The following is a 14,261-nucleotide window of genomic DNA, read 5'->3' as shown; positions in this document are numbered from 1 at the left end:
GTACGATCGCCCTCACCTTCCCACCGGCTTCGCCGGCGGGCCCCTTCCTCTCCCGATGGGAGAGGAGAAGAGATTTCAAGGAAGGGTTCGACCCCATGAACGAACTGACCAATTTCGCCAATCCGCTCGCGAAGCCGGAAACCTTCGACCAGATCCAGATCGGCATCGCGTCGCCTGATCGCATCCGCTCGTGGTCGTTCGGCGAAATCAAGAAGCCTGAGACGATCAACTATCGCACGTTCAAGCCGGAACGTGACGGCCTGTTCTGCGCGCGCATCTTCGGTCCGATCAAGGATTACGAGTGCCTGTGCGGCAAGTACAAGCGCATGAAGTACAAGGGCATCGTCTGCGAAAAGTGCGGTGTCGAAGTCACCGTGTCGAAGGTCCGCCGCGAGCGGATGGGCCACATCGAGCTCGCCGCGCCCGTAGCGCACATCTGGTTCCTGAAGTCGCTGCCGTCGCGCATCGGCCTGCTGCTCGATATGCAGCTCAAGCAGCTCGAGCGCGTGCTGTATTTCGAGAGCTACATCGTCACCGAGCCGGGCCTGACGCCGCTGGAGAAGTACCAGCTGATGACCGAGGACGAGCTCCTCGAAGCGCAGGACCAGTATGGCGAGGACGCCTTCACCGCCGGGATCGGCGCGGAAGCGGTCAAGATCATGCTCATGGATCTCGACCTCGAGGGCGAGAAGCGTGATCTGCTCGAGGAGCTGGCGACGACCAAGTCGGAGCTGAAGCCCAAGAAGATCATCAAGCGCCTCAAAGTCGTCGAGAGCTTCCTGGAATCGGGCAACCGTCCGGAATGGATGATCCTGGACGTCGTGCCGGTCATCCCGCCCGAGCTGCGTCCGCTCGTGCCGCTGGACGGCGGCCGCTTCGCGACATCGGACCTGAACGACCTGTATCGCCGCGTCATCAACCGCAACAACCGCCTGAAGCGCCTCATGGAGCTGCGTGCGCCGGACATCATCGTCCGCAACGAAAAGCGCATGTTGCAGGAAGCCGTCGACGCGCTGTTCGACAACGGTCGTCGCGGCCGCACGATCACGGGCGCCAACAAGCGTCCGCTGAAGTCGCTCAGCGACATGCTGAAGGGCAAGCAGGGCCGCTTCCGTCAGAACCTTCTCGGCAAGCGCGTCGACTATTCGGGCCGTTCGGTCATCGTGACCGGTCCGGAACTCAAGCTGCACCAGTGCGGCTTGCCGAAGAAGATGGCGCTCGAGCTGTTCAAGCCGTTCATCTACGCCCGCCTCGACGCCAAGGGCCTCAGCATGACGCTGAAGCAGGCGAAGAAGTGGGTCGAGAAGGAGCGCAAGGAAGTTTGGGACATCCTGGACGAAGTGATCCGCGAGCACCCGGTTCTGCTGAACCGTGCACCGACACTTCACCGTCTGGGCATCCAGGCGTTCGAGCCGGTTCTCATCGAGGGCAAGGCGATCCAGCTGCACCCGCTGGTCTGCTCGGCGTTCAACGCCGACTTCGACGGCGACCAGATGGCCGTCCACGTTCCGCTGAGCCTCGAGGCGCAGCTGGAAGCGCGCGTCCTGATGATGTCGACCAACAACATCCTGTCGCCCGCCAACGGCAAGCCGATCATCGTGCCGTCGCAGGACATGGTGCTGGGTCTCTACTATCTGTCGATGGAAAAGACCGGCGAGCCGGGCGAAGGCATGCTCCTGTCGGACATGACCGAAGTCCACCAGGCGCTCCACGCCGGTGCCGTGACGCTGCACACCAAGATCACCAGCCGTGTTCCGCAGGTCGATGAGAATGGCGTGGAGCGCATGGTTCGCTTCGAGACGACCCCGGGCCGCATGTTGCTCGGCGAGACGTTGCCGAAGAGCCACAAGGTGCCCTTCGAAACCGTCAACCGTCTGCTGACCAAGAAGGACGTCACCGACGTCATCGACGAGGTCTATCGTCATACCGGTCAGAAGGAGACGGTGCTGTTCGCCGACGCCATCATGGCGCTGGGCTTCCGTCACGCGTTCAAGGCCGGCATCTCGTTCGGCAAGGACGACATGATCATCCCGGACGCCAAGACCGGCATGGTCGACGAGACCAAGGCACTCGTGAAGGACTTCGAGCAGCAGTATCAGGACGGCCTGATCACGCAGCAGGAGAAGTACAATAAGGTCATCGACGCCTGGAGCCGTTGCGGCGACCAGGTGGCGTCGGCCATGATGGACGAGATCAAGGCGGTGAAGCGCGACGAGGAGACCGGCCGTGAGAAGCCGATCAACTCGATCTATATGATGGCCCACTCCGGTGCCCGTGGTTCGCAGGCCCAGATCAAGCAGCTGGCCGGCATGCGCGGCCTGATGGCCAAGCCGTCGGGCGAGATCATCGAAACGCCGATCATCTCGAACTTCAAGGAAGGTCTGACCGTCCTCGAATACTTCAACTCGACCCACGGCGCTCGTAAGGGCCTCGCGGACACCGCGCTGAAGACCGCCAACTCGGGTTACCTCACCCGCCGCCTCGTCGACGTGTCGCAGGATTGCGTCGTGATGGAGGAGGATTGCGGTACCGAGCGCATGCTCGAGATGAAGGCCATCGTTCAGGGCGGCGCGACCATCGCGTCGCTCGGCGAGCGTATCCTTGGCCGGACCACCGGCGAGGACGTGGTCGACAAGGACGGCAAGGTCGTCATCCCGGCGGGCACGCTGCTCGACGAACCGATGGTCGCGCAGATCGAAGCGCTGGGCGTCCAGGGCATGAAGATCCGCAGCCCGCTGGTCTGCGAAGCCAAGGTCGGCGTCTGCGGCAAGTGCTACGGCCGTGACCTCGCCCGCGGTACGCCGGTGAACATCGGCGAAGCGGTCGGCGTCATCGCGGCGCAGTCGATCGGTGAGCCGGGCACGCAGCTGACCATGCGTACCTTCCACATCGGTGGTGCGGCACAGCTGAACGAGACGTCGAACCTGGAGGCGCATGCCGACGGTACGGTCGAGTTCCGCGACCTGCGCGTCATCGTCGACCAGCGTGGCCGTCGCGTGGTGCTCGGCCGCTCGGGCGAGATCGTCATCAAGGACATGGACGGTCGCGAACTGTCTTCCGACCGCGTGCCGTACGGTGCGTACGTCCTGTTCGACGACGGCCACATCGTGTCGAAGGGCGATCGCATGGCGGAATGGGATCCGTTCACCATGCCGGTCATCACCGAGACGGGCGGTACCGTTAAGTACCAGGACCTGATCGACAACAAGACGATGACCGAACAGGCCGACGAAGCGACGGGTATCACCCAGCGCGTCGTCATCGAGTATCGCGCCACCTCGTCCAAGACGAAGGAGGACCTGCGTCCCCGCCTGACCCTGACCGGCGAAGGCGAAGGCGAAGGATCGCGCTACATGCTGGCACCGGGTGCCGTGCTGTCGGTCGAGGACAATGCGACCGTCCAGGCCGGCGACGTTCTGGCCCGTGTCGCTCGCGAGTCCGCCAAGACCCGCGACATCACCGGCGGTCTGCCGCGCGTCGCCGAGCTGTTCGAGGCGCGCAAGCCCAAGGAAAACGCGATCATCGCGAAGGTCTCGGGCCGTGTCGTGTTCGGCAAGGACTATAAGGCGAAGCGCAAGATCGGGATCATGCCGGAGGACGGCGGCGATGTGGTCGAGTACCTCATCCCGAAGTCGAAGGTGATCGACGTTCAGGAAGGCGACTACGTCAAGCGTGGCGACAACCTAATCGGCGGCTCGCCCGATCCGCACGACATCCTGGAAGTGCTCGGCATCGAGCCGTTGGCCGAATATCTGGTCAGCGAAATCCAGGAAGTCTATCGACTCCAGGGCGTGAAGATCAACGACAAGCACATCGAGGTGATCGTTCGCCAGATGCTGCAGAAGGTCGAGATCACCGACGGCGGCGACACCACGCTGCTGGCCGGCGAGCAGGTCGATCGTGACGAGATGGACGAAGCGAACGCCAAGCTCGACAAGAAGCAGGCGCGCGCACAGGGCAAGCCGATCCTGCTCGGCATCACCAAGGCGTCGCTGCAGACCCGCAGCTTCATCTCGGCCGCCTCGTTCCAGGAGACGACCCGTGTGCTCACCGAGGCTTCGGTGCAGGGCAAGATCGACTCGCTGAACGGTCTGAAGGAGAACGTCATCGTCGGCCGCCTGATCCCGGCGGGTACCGGTGCGGGCATGAACCGCCTGCGCGTGGCGGCCACGTCGCGCGACGCGGCGCTGCGTGCGCAGCAGCGTGCCCTCGCTGCGGCGATGGTTCCGCAGTCGGCCGCGGAAGAGCGTGCAGCGGAAGCCGCCCGTTCGCCGCGCGAAGAGGTCGGCACCGGCGACGATCCGCTGGCGGCGGTCGTCCCCAGCGGTTCGGGCACCGATGCGGATGCCGGCGAGTATCTGAACCAGGAATAAGCGGGCACCCCGGCGTTGCGCGAGCAACGCCGGGAGATGCCAAGGCGGATGGCGGGACCGGCGCAACCGGTCACGTACGACGGCATAGCATTTCCTGTTTTGAAAGCCGCCGTCCGGGCGACCGGGCGGCGGTTTACGTTTCTGAAGGCTCCGGATGGCCTTCTGGCGTCTGCTTCGACTAAATTGATGCATAGCCGTGCTCCGGCGCAGGCCGGAGCGTTGGGGGGCGTTAGAGTCGATTTCGATCAGCTTCGTTCAACCGTTCGTGCTGAGCGAAGTCGAAGCACTTGGTGGAGGGCTGCCCTTCGACTTCGCTCAGGGCGAACGGGAGTGATCAAAGCTGATCGCTTCAAGCTCTAGGACGTTGATTGCGACGGCTCCGGCCTGCGAAGAAGGACAGGGTGGTTCCGGCCGGATGAATCCTGGTTTGGCGCCTCGCGACTGTGCGAAAAGTGGCACATTCTCAGTGTGATGCGGTCCTGACGCAGCCTTGCAAATTGCTGAACCGTCTTGTCGCTTGGCGCAACCATAAATCAGATTAGCGTTATCTTTCAGCGTTTTAACGCAGCAGCCCATCCCCCCGCCCCAACACATACACCGAATTACCGACCGCCTGTATAAGCCCGGCATGATCCGCGCCGCCCTCCCCCTCCTGGCCTGTACCATTGCCCTGCCCGCCACGGCCCAGACCGCGCCGCCGTCGGAACGCAAGGAAGTTCCTGCCCCCGCCACGCCGTCCGTCATCGGCTATCCCGCCGCCGCCAACGGCGACGGGGCGACGGTCGCGGGCTATAATCTGTCGCGCTGGGCCGAGGATTGGCGGAAGATGCGCGATCCGAAGAACCGCGACGATTTTCTAGATCGGCTGAAATTCCTGCCGATCGACAGCGACGGGGACGTCTACGTCACCCTGTCCGGCGAGGTCCGGTTGCGCGTCAATCATACGACCAATCCCAACCTTCGCGAGGGGCCGGCGCAGCGGCAAGACATCAACCGTCTGGTCGCCGCCGCCGACGTGCATGTCGGCCCGCATCTGCGCGGGTTCGTCGAGCTGGCGCATGGCGGCATCTCCGGGGTCCAGCTCGGCGCCCCTGCCGCGACGCTACGCAACGACGTCGTCTTACAGCAGAGCTTCGTCGAGGCGGCGGGAACGATCGGCACCGTCGCAATCGGCGGCCGCTATGGCCGGCAGGAGTTCGCGGACGGGCCGAACCTGCTCGTCTCGTCGCGCGACAACAATACGATCCGCTACACGCTGAACGGCTGGCGGGCCTGGGCGCGCGGGCGGACGGTGCGGATCGACGTGTTCGACCTGAAGCCGACTCAATATGGCGATCTGGGCACCGATGACGACGTCATCGACCCCGCCCGGCGCTTCTCGGGGATGACCGCGGGCTTCGTCGTGCCGTCGACGTGGCTGGGCGGGTCGAAGCTCTATTTCGACCCCTTCTTCTGGCGCCGCCGCAATGATGTCGGCGCGTGGGGTGGCCGGATCGGGCCGGCGGAGCGTTTCTACCTCGGCACGCGGCTGTGGGGCGATGCCGGGCGGTGGACGGTCGACTGGTCGGTCAACCACCAATGGGGCTATTATATCGGCCAGCGGATCGACGCGTGGCAGGTTTTTCTCGCCCAGACCTACCGCGTCGGCCCCTCCCCGCGCGGCCCCCGCGTCGGCGTTCACCTCAACTATGCCAGCGGCGGCGGCGGATATGGCGACGGCAAGCTGCGCAACGCCTATGCGCCGTTCGGCAACAACATCTATTACAGCTACCAGCTGTTCCTGACGCCCTCGAACCTGATCGCCATCGCGCCGAACGTGACCGTGTCGCCGGCGTCGAACCTGCGGGTAACCGCCGAATATATGCTGACATGGCGCGACGACGTACGCGACGCCGTCTATCGCGCGAACGGCCAGCCCTTTGCCGGAACCCAGCGCGTCCCCGACGCCAAGATCGCCGATGTGACCCGGTTGCAGGCGGTGTGGACACTGACCCCGCGCCTGTCGGTCACCGGCCGCTACGAGCATCTCGCCGCCGGCCCGTCGCTGACGAAGGCGGGCTATCGAAGTTCGGACTTCCTGGCGGGCTGGATCAGCTTTCGGTTCTGAGCCGGATAGGCCGACATCTTCGCTCCTTCGTTCGTGAGCGCAGTCGAAGCACCTTGCGGAGAGCCGCCCTTCGACTTCGCTCAGGGCGAACGGTTGTGGGTGAAGCGACCCCTTCGGTGTCTAGATCACCACGTACCCATTCGCCGCGGGCAAGCCGAAGTCCGGCGTCCCATCCGACCGCCAGCGCAGCCGCTGCACCCGCGTATGCCGGTTGGGATCGTAGAGCGGATCGCCAGTAATCTTCTTATAGTCGCGCGCATGATAGACCAGTACGTCCCGCCCCTGCGCGTCGGTGGTGAAGCTGTTGTGGCCGGGGCCATAGATGCCGCGTTCCGACGCGCTGCGGAACACCGGCTCGGGTGACTTCACCCACACTGCCGGGTCCATCAGGTCGGCGTCGTCGCGCGCGGTCAGCATCCCCATGCAATAGCGCGCATCGGTCGCACTGGCGGAGTAGGTCAGGAACACGCGGCCGTTGCGGATCAGCGGCGCCGGTCCTTCCGCGACCTTGAACCCCTGCACTTCCCACGGCAGCGTCGGCACGGTCAGTCGCGCGGGCTTCGCGCCCAACGTCGTCGGCGTCGCCAGCGGTGCGAGATAAAGGTTCGAATTGGTCGCGATCCCCGGCTCCTGCTGCGCCCAGGCGATGTAGCGCGTACCGCGGTGGGCGAAGATCGTCGAATCGAGCGTAAAGCTGTCCCACGGCGTCACCAATTGCCCCAGCACCGACCAGCGCCCCGCCATCGGATCAGGCCCTTCACACTCCAGCACATAGGTGCGGATGCGGAAGCGCGCATCGCCGTCGCCCGCCGCGACATAGACATACCAGCGCCCGTCGATCCGGTGCAGCTCGGGCGCCCAGATATGCCCCGCCATCCGTCCGGCTGCGGGCCGCCGCCACAGCACGACTTCGGGCGCGGTCGCCAAGGCGGCGATAGTCGGCGCGCGACGCAGGATAACGCGATCATATTCGGGTACGGAGGCGGTGAAGGTATAGCTGCCGTCTGCCTGCCGCACGATCTGCGGATCGGCGCGCTGGCGAATCAGCGGGTTCGGCACGCGCTCGCCGCGGGGTTCGCGACGCCGGGCGGCGGCGGGGCACGCCAGCACCGCTGCGCCGCCCATGATCAGCCCGCGGCGGTCGATCACCCCCTGTGTCATCCCGCCCTTTTCCTCCTCACTTCAAACCGTTCGTTCGGAGCGCTGGGAGCGGGCCGCGTCTGAACGTCACTCAGGGCGAACGATGGACCAGTCCGATACGCTCACTCCGCGTCGTCGTCCTCGTCTTCCATTTCCTGCTCGGCCGCGTCCATGAAGTCGCGCGCCGCCTCGCGGTCCTCTTCATCGTCGAAGGCGTCGGCAATATCCGGTGCGATGCCCAGCATGAACATCAGGCACCACAAAGCGAATCGCCGCCCCGAGTCCTTTTCCAGCCCGAACTGCAACCGCAACCGGTCGACACCGGCCGCGACCTGTTCGGGCGGCAGGTCCTGAATCTCGGTGGTGTTGAAGAAGCGGACGAGCAGCTGATCAAAATCCATCGCCGCTGTGTAGAGGGTGACGGCGGGGAAGAGAAGCGCTGCCGTACCAGGGAACGGGCGCCATCCAGCCGTCATCCTGACGAAGGTCAGGATCCAGAGCCGAGCAAGACAAACGCTCGGGCAGAGAAACCCTGGATTCCGGCTTTCGCCGGAATGACGAAAGCGGGCAGGATAGAGAATTCGAGGATACCCGCCTGACTGGGACGAATGGTGCTGCCGGTGAGGATTGAACTCACGACCTCAGCCTTACCAAGGATGCGCTCTACCACTGAGCTACGGCAGCACTCGTCCCGTGCGGGAGGCGGCTCAAGAGCGGATCGGGCGGGCGTTGTCAAGCCGGCATGCGGCGGATTATGCGTTTGTTATGGCGACGACGGACGACAGGAAGGCGCGGCTGGCCGCGGAACTCAGGGCAAACCTGCGCCGGCGCAAGGCGCAGGCCCGGGCGTCGGCCGTGGCGGAGGACGGCGGCGAGCCCTCACCGGCTCCGGCGGACGGACCAGATCAGCCCGAGAAGTAACGCGTCGCCGCGACCGCGCCGTCGCCGATCAGGCCCGCGATCAGATAGACGATCACCACGACGGCGATCGCACAGGATATGTGAGTCAGCGATTCCCTGACGGTGCACGTCCGAGTGGTGCGCATTTGGCGATAAGCCATGCTCTATCCTCTCCATCCAGCGCCGGGCCGATCTTCTCGACGACCTCGGCGTGATAGGCATTGAGCCACGACAGCTCGGCCTCCGTCAAGATGCTGACGTCGATCAGCTCGCGTTCGATGGGGGCGAAGGTCAGCGTCTCGAAGCCGAGCATGGGTTCGGTGCCGCCGGGGATGTCCCGCCGCTCGACCAGGATCAGGTTCTCGATGCGAATGCCATATTCGCCGGCCTTATAATAACCGGGCTCGTTCGACAGGAACATGCCGGCGCGCAGCGGCTCGGAAGGGCCGCCGCCGGGGTAGTTGGGCTTGGCGATGCGCTGCGGCCCTTCGTGGACCGACAGATAGGCACCGACGCCGTGGCCAGTGCCATGCGCGAAATCGAGACCCGCCGCCCACAGCGGACGGCGCGCGAAGCTGTCGATCTGCCCGCCGGTCGTGCCTTCGGGGAAGACGGCGGTCGCGATGCCGATGTGCCCCTGAAGCACGCGGGTGAAGCGATCGCGCATTTCCGCGGTCGGCGTGCCGACCGGCACGACGCGGGTGATGTCGGTGGTGCCATCGGGCCACTGGCCGCCCGAATCGATCAGGTAGAGGTGACCCGGCTCGATCCGCGCGTTCGACTCCGCATCGGCCTTGTAATGCGGGCTCGCGCCATGGGCGCCGGTCGCGGAGATGGCGTCGAACGACAGGTCGACCGCGCCCGCCGCTTCGCGCAGTGCCTGGAGGTGATCCGAAGCCGCGATCTCGGTCAGCTCGCCCTTGGGCGCCTCCGTCTCGATCCAGCGGAGGAACTTCGCCATGACCACGCCGTCGCGCAACTGGGCGGCGCGGTGGCCGGAGATTTCGACCGGATTCTTCAACGCGCGCGGCAGCACGGTCGGATCGCGCACCGGCAGGATGGTCGCCCCACCCGCCTCCAGCGCCTCGAAGATCGCGGCGACCGCGCGGTCCGGGTCGACCGCGACCTGCTTGCCCGACAGCGCCCGGAGCGCCGGCGCAAAGGCATCGCGCGAATGGATGCGCACCGCATTGCCCAGATGCTGCGCCACCGCCTCGGTCACCTTCTCGGGCGCGACATAGAGGTCGGCGGTGCCATCGGCATGGGCGAGCGCGAAAGCCAGCGCGACCGGCGTGCGCGCGACATCGGCGCCGCGGATGTTGAACGTCCAGGCCAGCGAATCGAGCGCGGACAGGACCGTAGCATCGGCGCCCTGCTCGCCCAGCCAGTCGGCGATCTCGGCGCGCTTGGCCGCGGACGACTTGCCCGCGAGATCGTCACTCTGAACGATCAGCGTGGCGTCGGACGGCAGAGGATGGTCAGACCAAACCGCATCGATCGGGTTCGCCGCGACCGCGACCAGTTCCGCACCCTTTGCCGCCAGCGCGGCCCGCATTTCGTGCACGAAGGCGCGGGTATGAAGCCACGGATCATAGCCGATCCGCGCCCCCGCCGCCGCATTGGCGCCCAGCCAGTCGGCCATCGACGTATCGGGCACCAGCACATAATCATAATCGTCGCCCGACACCTGCTGGCGGACCTGCAAGGTATAGCGGCCGTCGGTGAAGATCCCCGCCCGGTCGGCCAGCACCACCGCTCCGCCCGCCGACCCCTGAAAGCCGGTCAGCCATTCGAGCCGCCGGGCATAGGCGCCGACATATTCCGACATATGTTCGTCGGTCAGCGGCACGATGAAGCCGTCTAGATACTGGGTGGCAAGATGCGCGCGGAAGGCGGTCAGGCGGTCGTGATGCGTGGTCATGGCCCGCGTCATGCCATTCGGGCGGCGGCGGGGGAAGGGCGGGCTTCCCCCTCACCCTCCCCGTTCGCCCTGAGCTTGTCGAAGGGCTGCCCTTCTTCGCGCCACACGGCGGTCGTGCGGAAGAAAAGGGCAGTGCTTCGACAAGCTCAGCACGAACGGGGTGAGTCGGCACAGCCCCCTCGCCTTCCCGCCCCACGCCCGCTAACGCTCACCCCATGACGAGCCTCCCCACACCTCCCGTCGCCAAGCGGCTGCCATCGACCACCACGCACCACGGCATCGAGATTTCGGACGACTGGGCCTGGCTGCGCGACCCCGGCTATCCGAAGGTCACCGACCGCGAGGTGCTCGATTATCTGGAAGCGGAGAACGCCTATTTCGAGGCGGTCATGGCGCCGCTCAAGCCGCTGACCGACACGCTGTTCCAGGAAATGCGCGCCCGCATCAAGGAAGACGATGCGACCGTGCCGCAGAAGGACGGCGATTACCTGTACTGGAGCGACCACGAGACCGGTGGCGAGTATCGTCGCTGGTGGCGCCGCCCCGTCGCAGGCGGCGAGGACCAGCTGTTCCTCGACGAACCCGCGCTCGCCAAGGGCAAGGAATATTTCCGGCTCGGCGGCCTGTCGATCAGCAACAACGGGCGACTGCTCGCCTATGCCTATGACGACAACGGCTCGGAGCGCTTCCTGCTGCGCGTGAAGGACCTCGAGACGGGCGAGCATCTGCCCGACGAAATCCCCGGCATCCTGAGCGACATCGTCTGGAACGCCGACGACACGGGGTTCCTTTACGGCCTGGCCAACGACCAGTGGCGCACCGATAATGCGCGCTTCCACCGGCTCGGCACCGATCCCAAGGACGATGTCGAGCTGTATCACGAGGATGACGAGGGCTATCGCGTCGGCGTCGGCGAGACGTCGTCGCGGAAGTGGATCGTCATTTCGACCGGCGATCATGTCACCAGCGAAATCCGCCTGCTGCCCGCCCACGATGTCTTCGCCGAACCCGTATTGGTCGCCCCGCGTCAGACCGGCCGCGAATATGACGTGGACGAGCATGACGGCACCTTGTTCATTCACACCAACGACACCGACCCGATGTGGCGTCTGGTAACTGCGCCGATCACCGATCCGGGCACCTGGACCGAGCTGATCCCGGCCGACCCGCATTTCTACATGACCGGCGTCGCGACCTTCGCCGATTTCTTCACGGTCGAGGGGCGCGAGGACGGACTCGATCAGATCGAAATCCATTATTACGATGGCCGCCCGAAGCGCCGCATCCAGTTTCCGGAGGCGAGCTACGTCACGGGTCTGGGCGACAATCCCGAATATGCCGTCGACACGCTGCGGCTGAGCTATCAGTCGATGGTCACGCCGGGCACGGTCTATGACTATGCGCTCAGCGATGGCGCGCTGACAGTGCGTAAGGTGCAGACGATCCCCAGCGGGTACGACGCATCGAAGTATCTCACCGAGCGGCTGAAGATCGTCGCTCGCGACGGCGTCGAGGTGCCCTGCTCGATCGTCTACCCCGCCGACTTCCCGAAGGACGGCACGGGCAAGGTCTATCTCTACGCGTACGGCGCCTATGGCCATGCGATTCCGCCGGGCTTCTCTACGGGCCGCATGTCCTATCTCGATCGCGGCATGGCCTTTGCGATCGCGCACATCCGCGGCGGCGACGACCTTGGCCAGCAATGGTATCACGACGGCAAGCTGACCAAACGCACCAACACGTTCAACGACTTCGTCGACGTGGCGAAGGGGCTGATCGAGCGCCGCTTCTCTTACAAGGGCGGCATCGCCATCGCGGGCGGCTCAGCAGGCGGCGAACTGATGGGCGCGGTGGTCAATTCCGATCCCGATCTGTGGGGCGCGGTCGTCGCCGACGTGCCGTTCGTCGACGTGCTGAACACCATGCTCGACGCCTCGCTGCCCCTCACGCCGGGCGAATGGCCCGAATGGGGCAACCCGATCGAGGACAAGGCCGCGTTCGAACTGATTCGCAGCTATTCGCCCTATGACAATGTAAAGGCGCAGGATTATCCCCCGCTATTCATTTCGGGCGGCCTTAACGATCCGCGCGTGACCTATTGGGAACCGGCGAAGTGGGCGGCGAAGCTTCGCGCGACCAAGACCGACGATAATATCCTGCTGCTCAAGACCAACATGGGCGCCGGCCACGGCGGCAAGTCGGGGCGCTGGGAGAGTCTCAAGGAAGGCGCCGAGGAAATGGCGTTCGTCCTGTGGCAGCTGGGCGTGGTGGACGTCGAGGCATGATCCTGCTCGCCCTCCTGCTCCAGGCGGCCCCCGCCCCAACGGCGGAGGCTGCACGGCTCGGCACCGACATCGCGCGATCGGGCACGTTCAGCCAGATCGCGCCGACGCTGGTGCAGCAGCAGACCGACGAACTGGTCCGCGATGCGAAGGAGCTGACCCTCGCCGATCAGGCCGCGCTGCGCGAGATCGCCGCAGCGACCGGTCGCACCATGATCGAGCGCGTGACCGAACGCATGGGCGTCGCCTATGCCTCCGCCCTGTCGGAGGCGGATATGCGTACGACCCTGGCCTTCAACCGCACCGACGCCGCCCGCCGCTACCGAGCGGCCGAACCGAACGCGATGGCCGCGGCGGCGCAGAGCATGGGCGGGATGGACTTCAAGCGCGACGTGCTGAAGGCGTTCTGTGCGAAGACGGGCAAGGGCTGCGGGAAGTAGGGGCACTCGCCCAAACCTCGTCATCCCCGCGAAGGCGGGGATCAATAGTCGCTGAGGATCGTGAGTCTCATCTCGGTCAGCCAGAATGTATCCCCGCCTTCGCGGGGATGACGGCCGAGAGGCCAGCTCACGCCGTCTCGCGCTCCAGCAAATCCTCGACGCTCAGCCCCAGCAGTTCGATATGCTCGCGCACCCGCGGCCACATGCCCGCCAGGAAGCGTTCGCGCTCCGCAACGCGCAGCTTGTCGGACGCGCCGGGCAGCACGAACATGCCGACACCGCGCCGGACCTCGACATAGCCGTCGTCCTGGAAGCTCTGGTACGCCTTGGCCACGGTCAGGGGGTTGGCCCCCTGTTCGGCCGCATAGGCGCGGACCGACGGCAATTGGTCGCCGCCGCGATACTCGCCGCGCAGGATCGCAGCGGCGATCCCCGCGCGCAGTTTCAGATAGACCGGGCTCTCGTCGGATACTGCCATGCTGTCATAATACAGCGTTTCGCCGATAGGTCAAATCCGCCAATGGGATAGTACATTGTCGATCGCAGGCCGCGGCCGTTCGTCGAGTGGGCGCGACGGCGTCCCGATGAAAACGAAGCCGGCGATCCGCTCGCCCGGTCCGCCAAACGCGCCGCGCACCCGCGGCGAAAAGGCCGCCCAGCCGGTCAGCCACCCGCCGACGAAGCCATGCGCGGTCGTCGCGTTAAGCAACTGCATGCACGCCGCCCCGGCCGACAACTCCTGCTCCCACAGCGGGATATGGCTCTCGGCACGCGGGCTGGACAGGACGACCACCAGAGTCGGCGCCTGCCGCGCGAGTTGTTCGATCGCCTCGACCTCCAGCCGCCCCGCCGCCGGCTTCTCGTCGCGATAGGCGTCCTGCAGCAGCGCGGCAAAGGCATCGCGCTGCTCCGCGCCGACAACGACGAACCGCCAGGGCGCGAGCTTGCCGTGATCGGGCACACGGCTCGCCAGCGCGACGATGTCGGCGAGCTGTGCATCGTCCGGCCCCGGCGCCACCATGTCGCGCGGCTTGCCCGAGCGACGGCTGGCGAGGAAGGAGAGCGGCGAGGTCAGGTCGTTGAACATGGCCGCGCCAT

The 14,261-nt window shown here is 65.6% G+C and carries 10 protein-coding genes and 1 tRNA gene; 4 read left to right on the top strand and 7 right to left on the bottom strand.

The genetic code is table 11. The features are described 5' to 3' along the window. The first annotated feature begins 95 nt into the window (after positions 1-95). Complete coding sequence (gene rpoC / locus ACFSC3_RS04215) at positions 96-4,373, top strand: DNA-directed RNA polymerase subunit beta' (RefSeq protein ID WP_380939059.1); 4,278 nt, start codon at positions 96-98, stop codon at positions 4,371-4,373. 628 nt (positions 4,374-5,001) lie between these two features. Next, on the top strand, positions 5,002-6,480 hold the full coding sequence (locus ACFSC3_RS04210) for an alginate export family protein (protein ID WP_380939057.1): 1,479 nt from the start codon (positions 5,002-5,004) through the stop codon (positions 6,478-6,480). A gap of 120 nt (positions 6,481-6,600) precedes the next feature. On the opposite strand, the gene ACFSC3_RS04205 is transcribed toward ACFSC3_RS04210, so the two are convergent. The 5 genes from ACFSC3_RS04205 to ACFSC3_RS04185 all read right to left on the bottom strand — a co-directional run bounded on the left by ACFSC3_RS04205 (position 6,601) and on the right by ACFSC3_RS04185 (position 10,441). After that, complete coding sequence (locus ACFSC3_RS04205) at positions 6,601-7,641, bottom strand: glycoside hydrolase family 43 protein (protein ID WP_380939055.1); 1,041 nt, start codon at positions 7,639-7,641, stop codon at positions 6,601-6,603. Between the two features lie 101 nt (positions 7,642-7,742). Further along, complete coding sequence (locus tag ACFSC3_RS04200) at positions 7,743-8,021, bottom strand: hypothetical protein (RefSeq protein WP_380939054.1); 279 nt, start codon at positions 8,019-8,021, stop codon at positions 7,743-7,745. Positions 8,022-8,229: 208 nt separating this feature from the next. Further along, positions 8,230-8,304: transfer RNA gene (locus tag ACFSC3_RS04195), tRNA-Thr, on the bottom strand. Positions 8,305-8,525: 221 nt separating this feature from the next. Next, a complete protein-coding gene (locus ACFSC3_RS04190; RefSeq protein WP_380939052.1) occupies positions 8,526-8,666 on the bottom strand; it encodes a hypothetical protein in 141 nt (46 codons plus the stop codon). Beyond that, the gene (locus ACFSC3_RS04185) at positions 8,627-10,441 is read right to left on the bottom strand and encodes an aminopeptidase P family protein (protein ID WP_380939050.1); all 1,815 of its coding nucleotides are present in this window, start codon (positions 10,439-10,441) and stop codon (positions 8,627-8,629) included. Before ACFSC3_RS04185 ends, ACFSC3_RS04190 begins: the two co-directional genes overlap by 40 nt. 215 nt (positions 10,442-10,656) lie before the next feature. Between ACFSC3_RS04185 and ACFSC3_RS04180 the strand changes: the two genes are divergently transcribed. Further along, entirely contained in the window at positions 10,657-12,726 is a 2,070-nt protein-coding gene (locus ACFSC3_RS04180; protein ID WP_380939048.1) for a S9 family peptidase, read from the top strand. Beyond that, positions 12,723-13,163, top strand: a complete 441-nt coding sequence (locus tag ACFSC3_RS04175) for a DUF2059 domain-containing protein (protein ID WP_380939046.1) — start codon at positions 12,723-12,725, stop codon at positions 13,161-13,163. The genes ACFSC3_RS04180 and ACFSC3_RS04175 overlap by 4 nt, the downstream gene beginning before the upstream one ends. A gap of 127 nt (positions 13,164-13,290) precedes the next feature. On the opposite strand, the gene ACFSC3_RS04170 is transcribed toward ACFSC3_RS04175, so the two are convergent. Together ACFSC3_RS04170 and ACFSC3_RS04165 are read right to left on the bottom strand one after the other, a co-directional pair. Continuing rightward, the gene (locus ACFSC3_RS04170; protein ID WP_380939044.1) at positions 13,291-13,641 is read right to left on the bottom strand and encodes a GntR family transcriptional regulator; all 351 of its coding nucleotides are present in this window, start codon (positions 13,639-13,641) and stop codon (positions 13,291-13,293) included. Positions 13,642-13,671: 30 nt separating this feature from the next. Beyond that, a complete protein-coding gene (locus ACFSC3_RS04165; protein WP_380939042.1) occupies positions 13,672-14,250 on the bottom strand; it encodes a nitroreductase family protein in 579 nt (192 codons plus the stop codon). Positions 14,251-14,261 lie beyond the last annotated feature (11 nt).

Source organism: Sphingomonas floccifaciens (assembly GCF_042681125.1).
Lineage (GTDB): Bacteria > Pseudomonadota > Alphaproteobacteria > Sphingomonadales > Sphingomonadaceae > Sphingomonas > Sphingomonas floccifaciens.
The sequence above is the reverse complement of the archived record's forward strand: the minus strand, read 5'-3'. Positions and strand labels throughout refer to the sequence as shown.

Bases quoted from the DNA above. Each gene is read 5' to 3' on its own strand.
- rpoC (WP_380939059.1), top strand. From the start codon at position 96: ATGAACGAACTGACCAATTTCGCCAATCCGCTCGCGAAGCCGGAAACC.
- ACFSC3_RS04175 (WP_380939046.1), top strand. From the start codon at position 12,723: ATGATCCTGCTCGCCCTCCTGCTCCAGGCGGCCCCCGCCCCAACGGCG.
- ACFSC3_RS04190 (WP_380939052.1), bottom strand. From the start codon at position 8,666: ATGCGCACCACTCGGACGTGCACCGTCAGGGAATCGCTGACTCACATA.
- ACFSC3_RS04200 (WP_380939054.1), bottom strand. From the start codon at position 8,021: ATGGATTTTGATCAGCTGCTCGTCCGCTTCTTCAACACCACCGAGATT.
- ACFSC3_RS04185 (WP_380939050.1), bottom strand. From the start codon at position 10,441: ATGACCACGCATCACGACCGCCTGACCGCCTTCCGCGCGCATCTTGCC.
- ACFSC3_RS04205 (WP_380939055.1), bottom strand. From the start codon at position 7,641: ATGACACAGGGGGTGATCGACCGCCGCGGGCTGATCATGGGCGGCGCA.
- ACFSC3_RS04170 (WP_380939044.1), bottom strand. From the start codon at position 13,641: ATGGCAGTATCCGACGAGAGCCCGGTCTATCTGAAACTGCGCGCGGGG.
- ACFSC3_RS04210 (WP_380939057.1), top strand. From the start codon at position 5,002: ATGATCCGCGCCGCCCTCCCCCTCCTGGCCTGTACCATTGCCCTGCCC.
- ACFSC3_RS04180 (WP_380939048.1), top strand. From the start codon at position 10,657: ATGACGAGCCTCCCCACACCTCCCGTCGCCAAGCGGCTGCCATCGACC.
- ACFSC3_RS04165 (WP_380939042.1), bottom strand. From the start codon at position 14,250: ATGTTCAACGACCTGACCTCGCCGCTCTCCTTCCTCGCCAGCCGTCGC.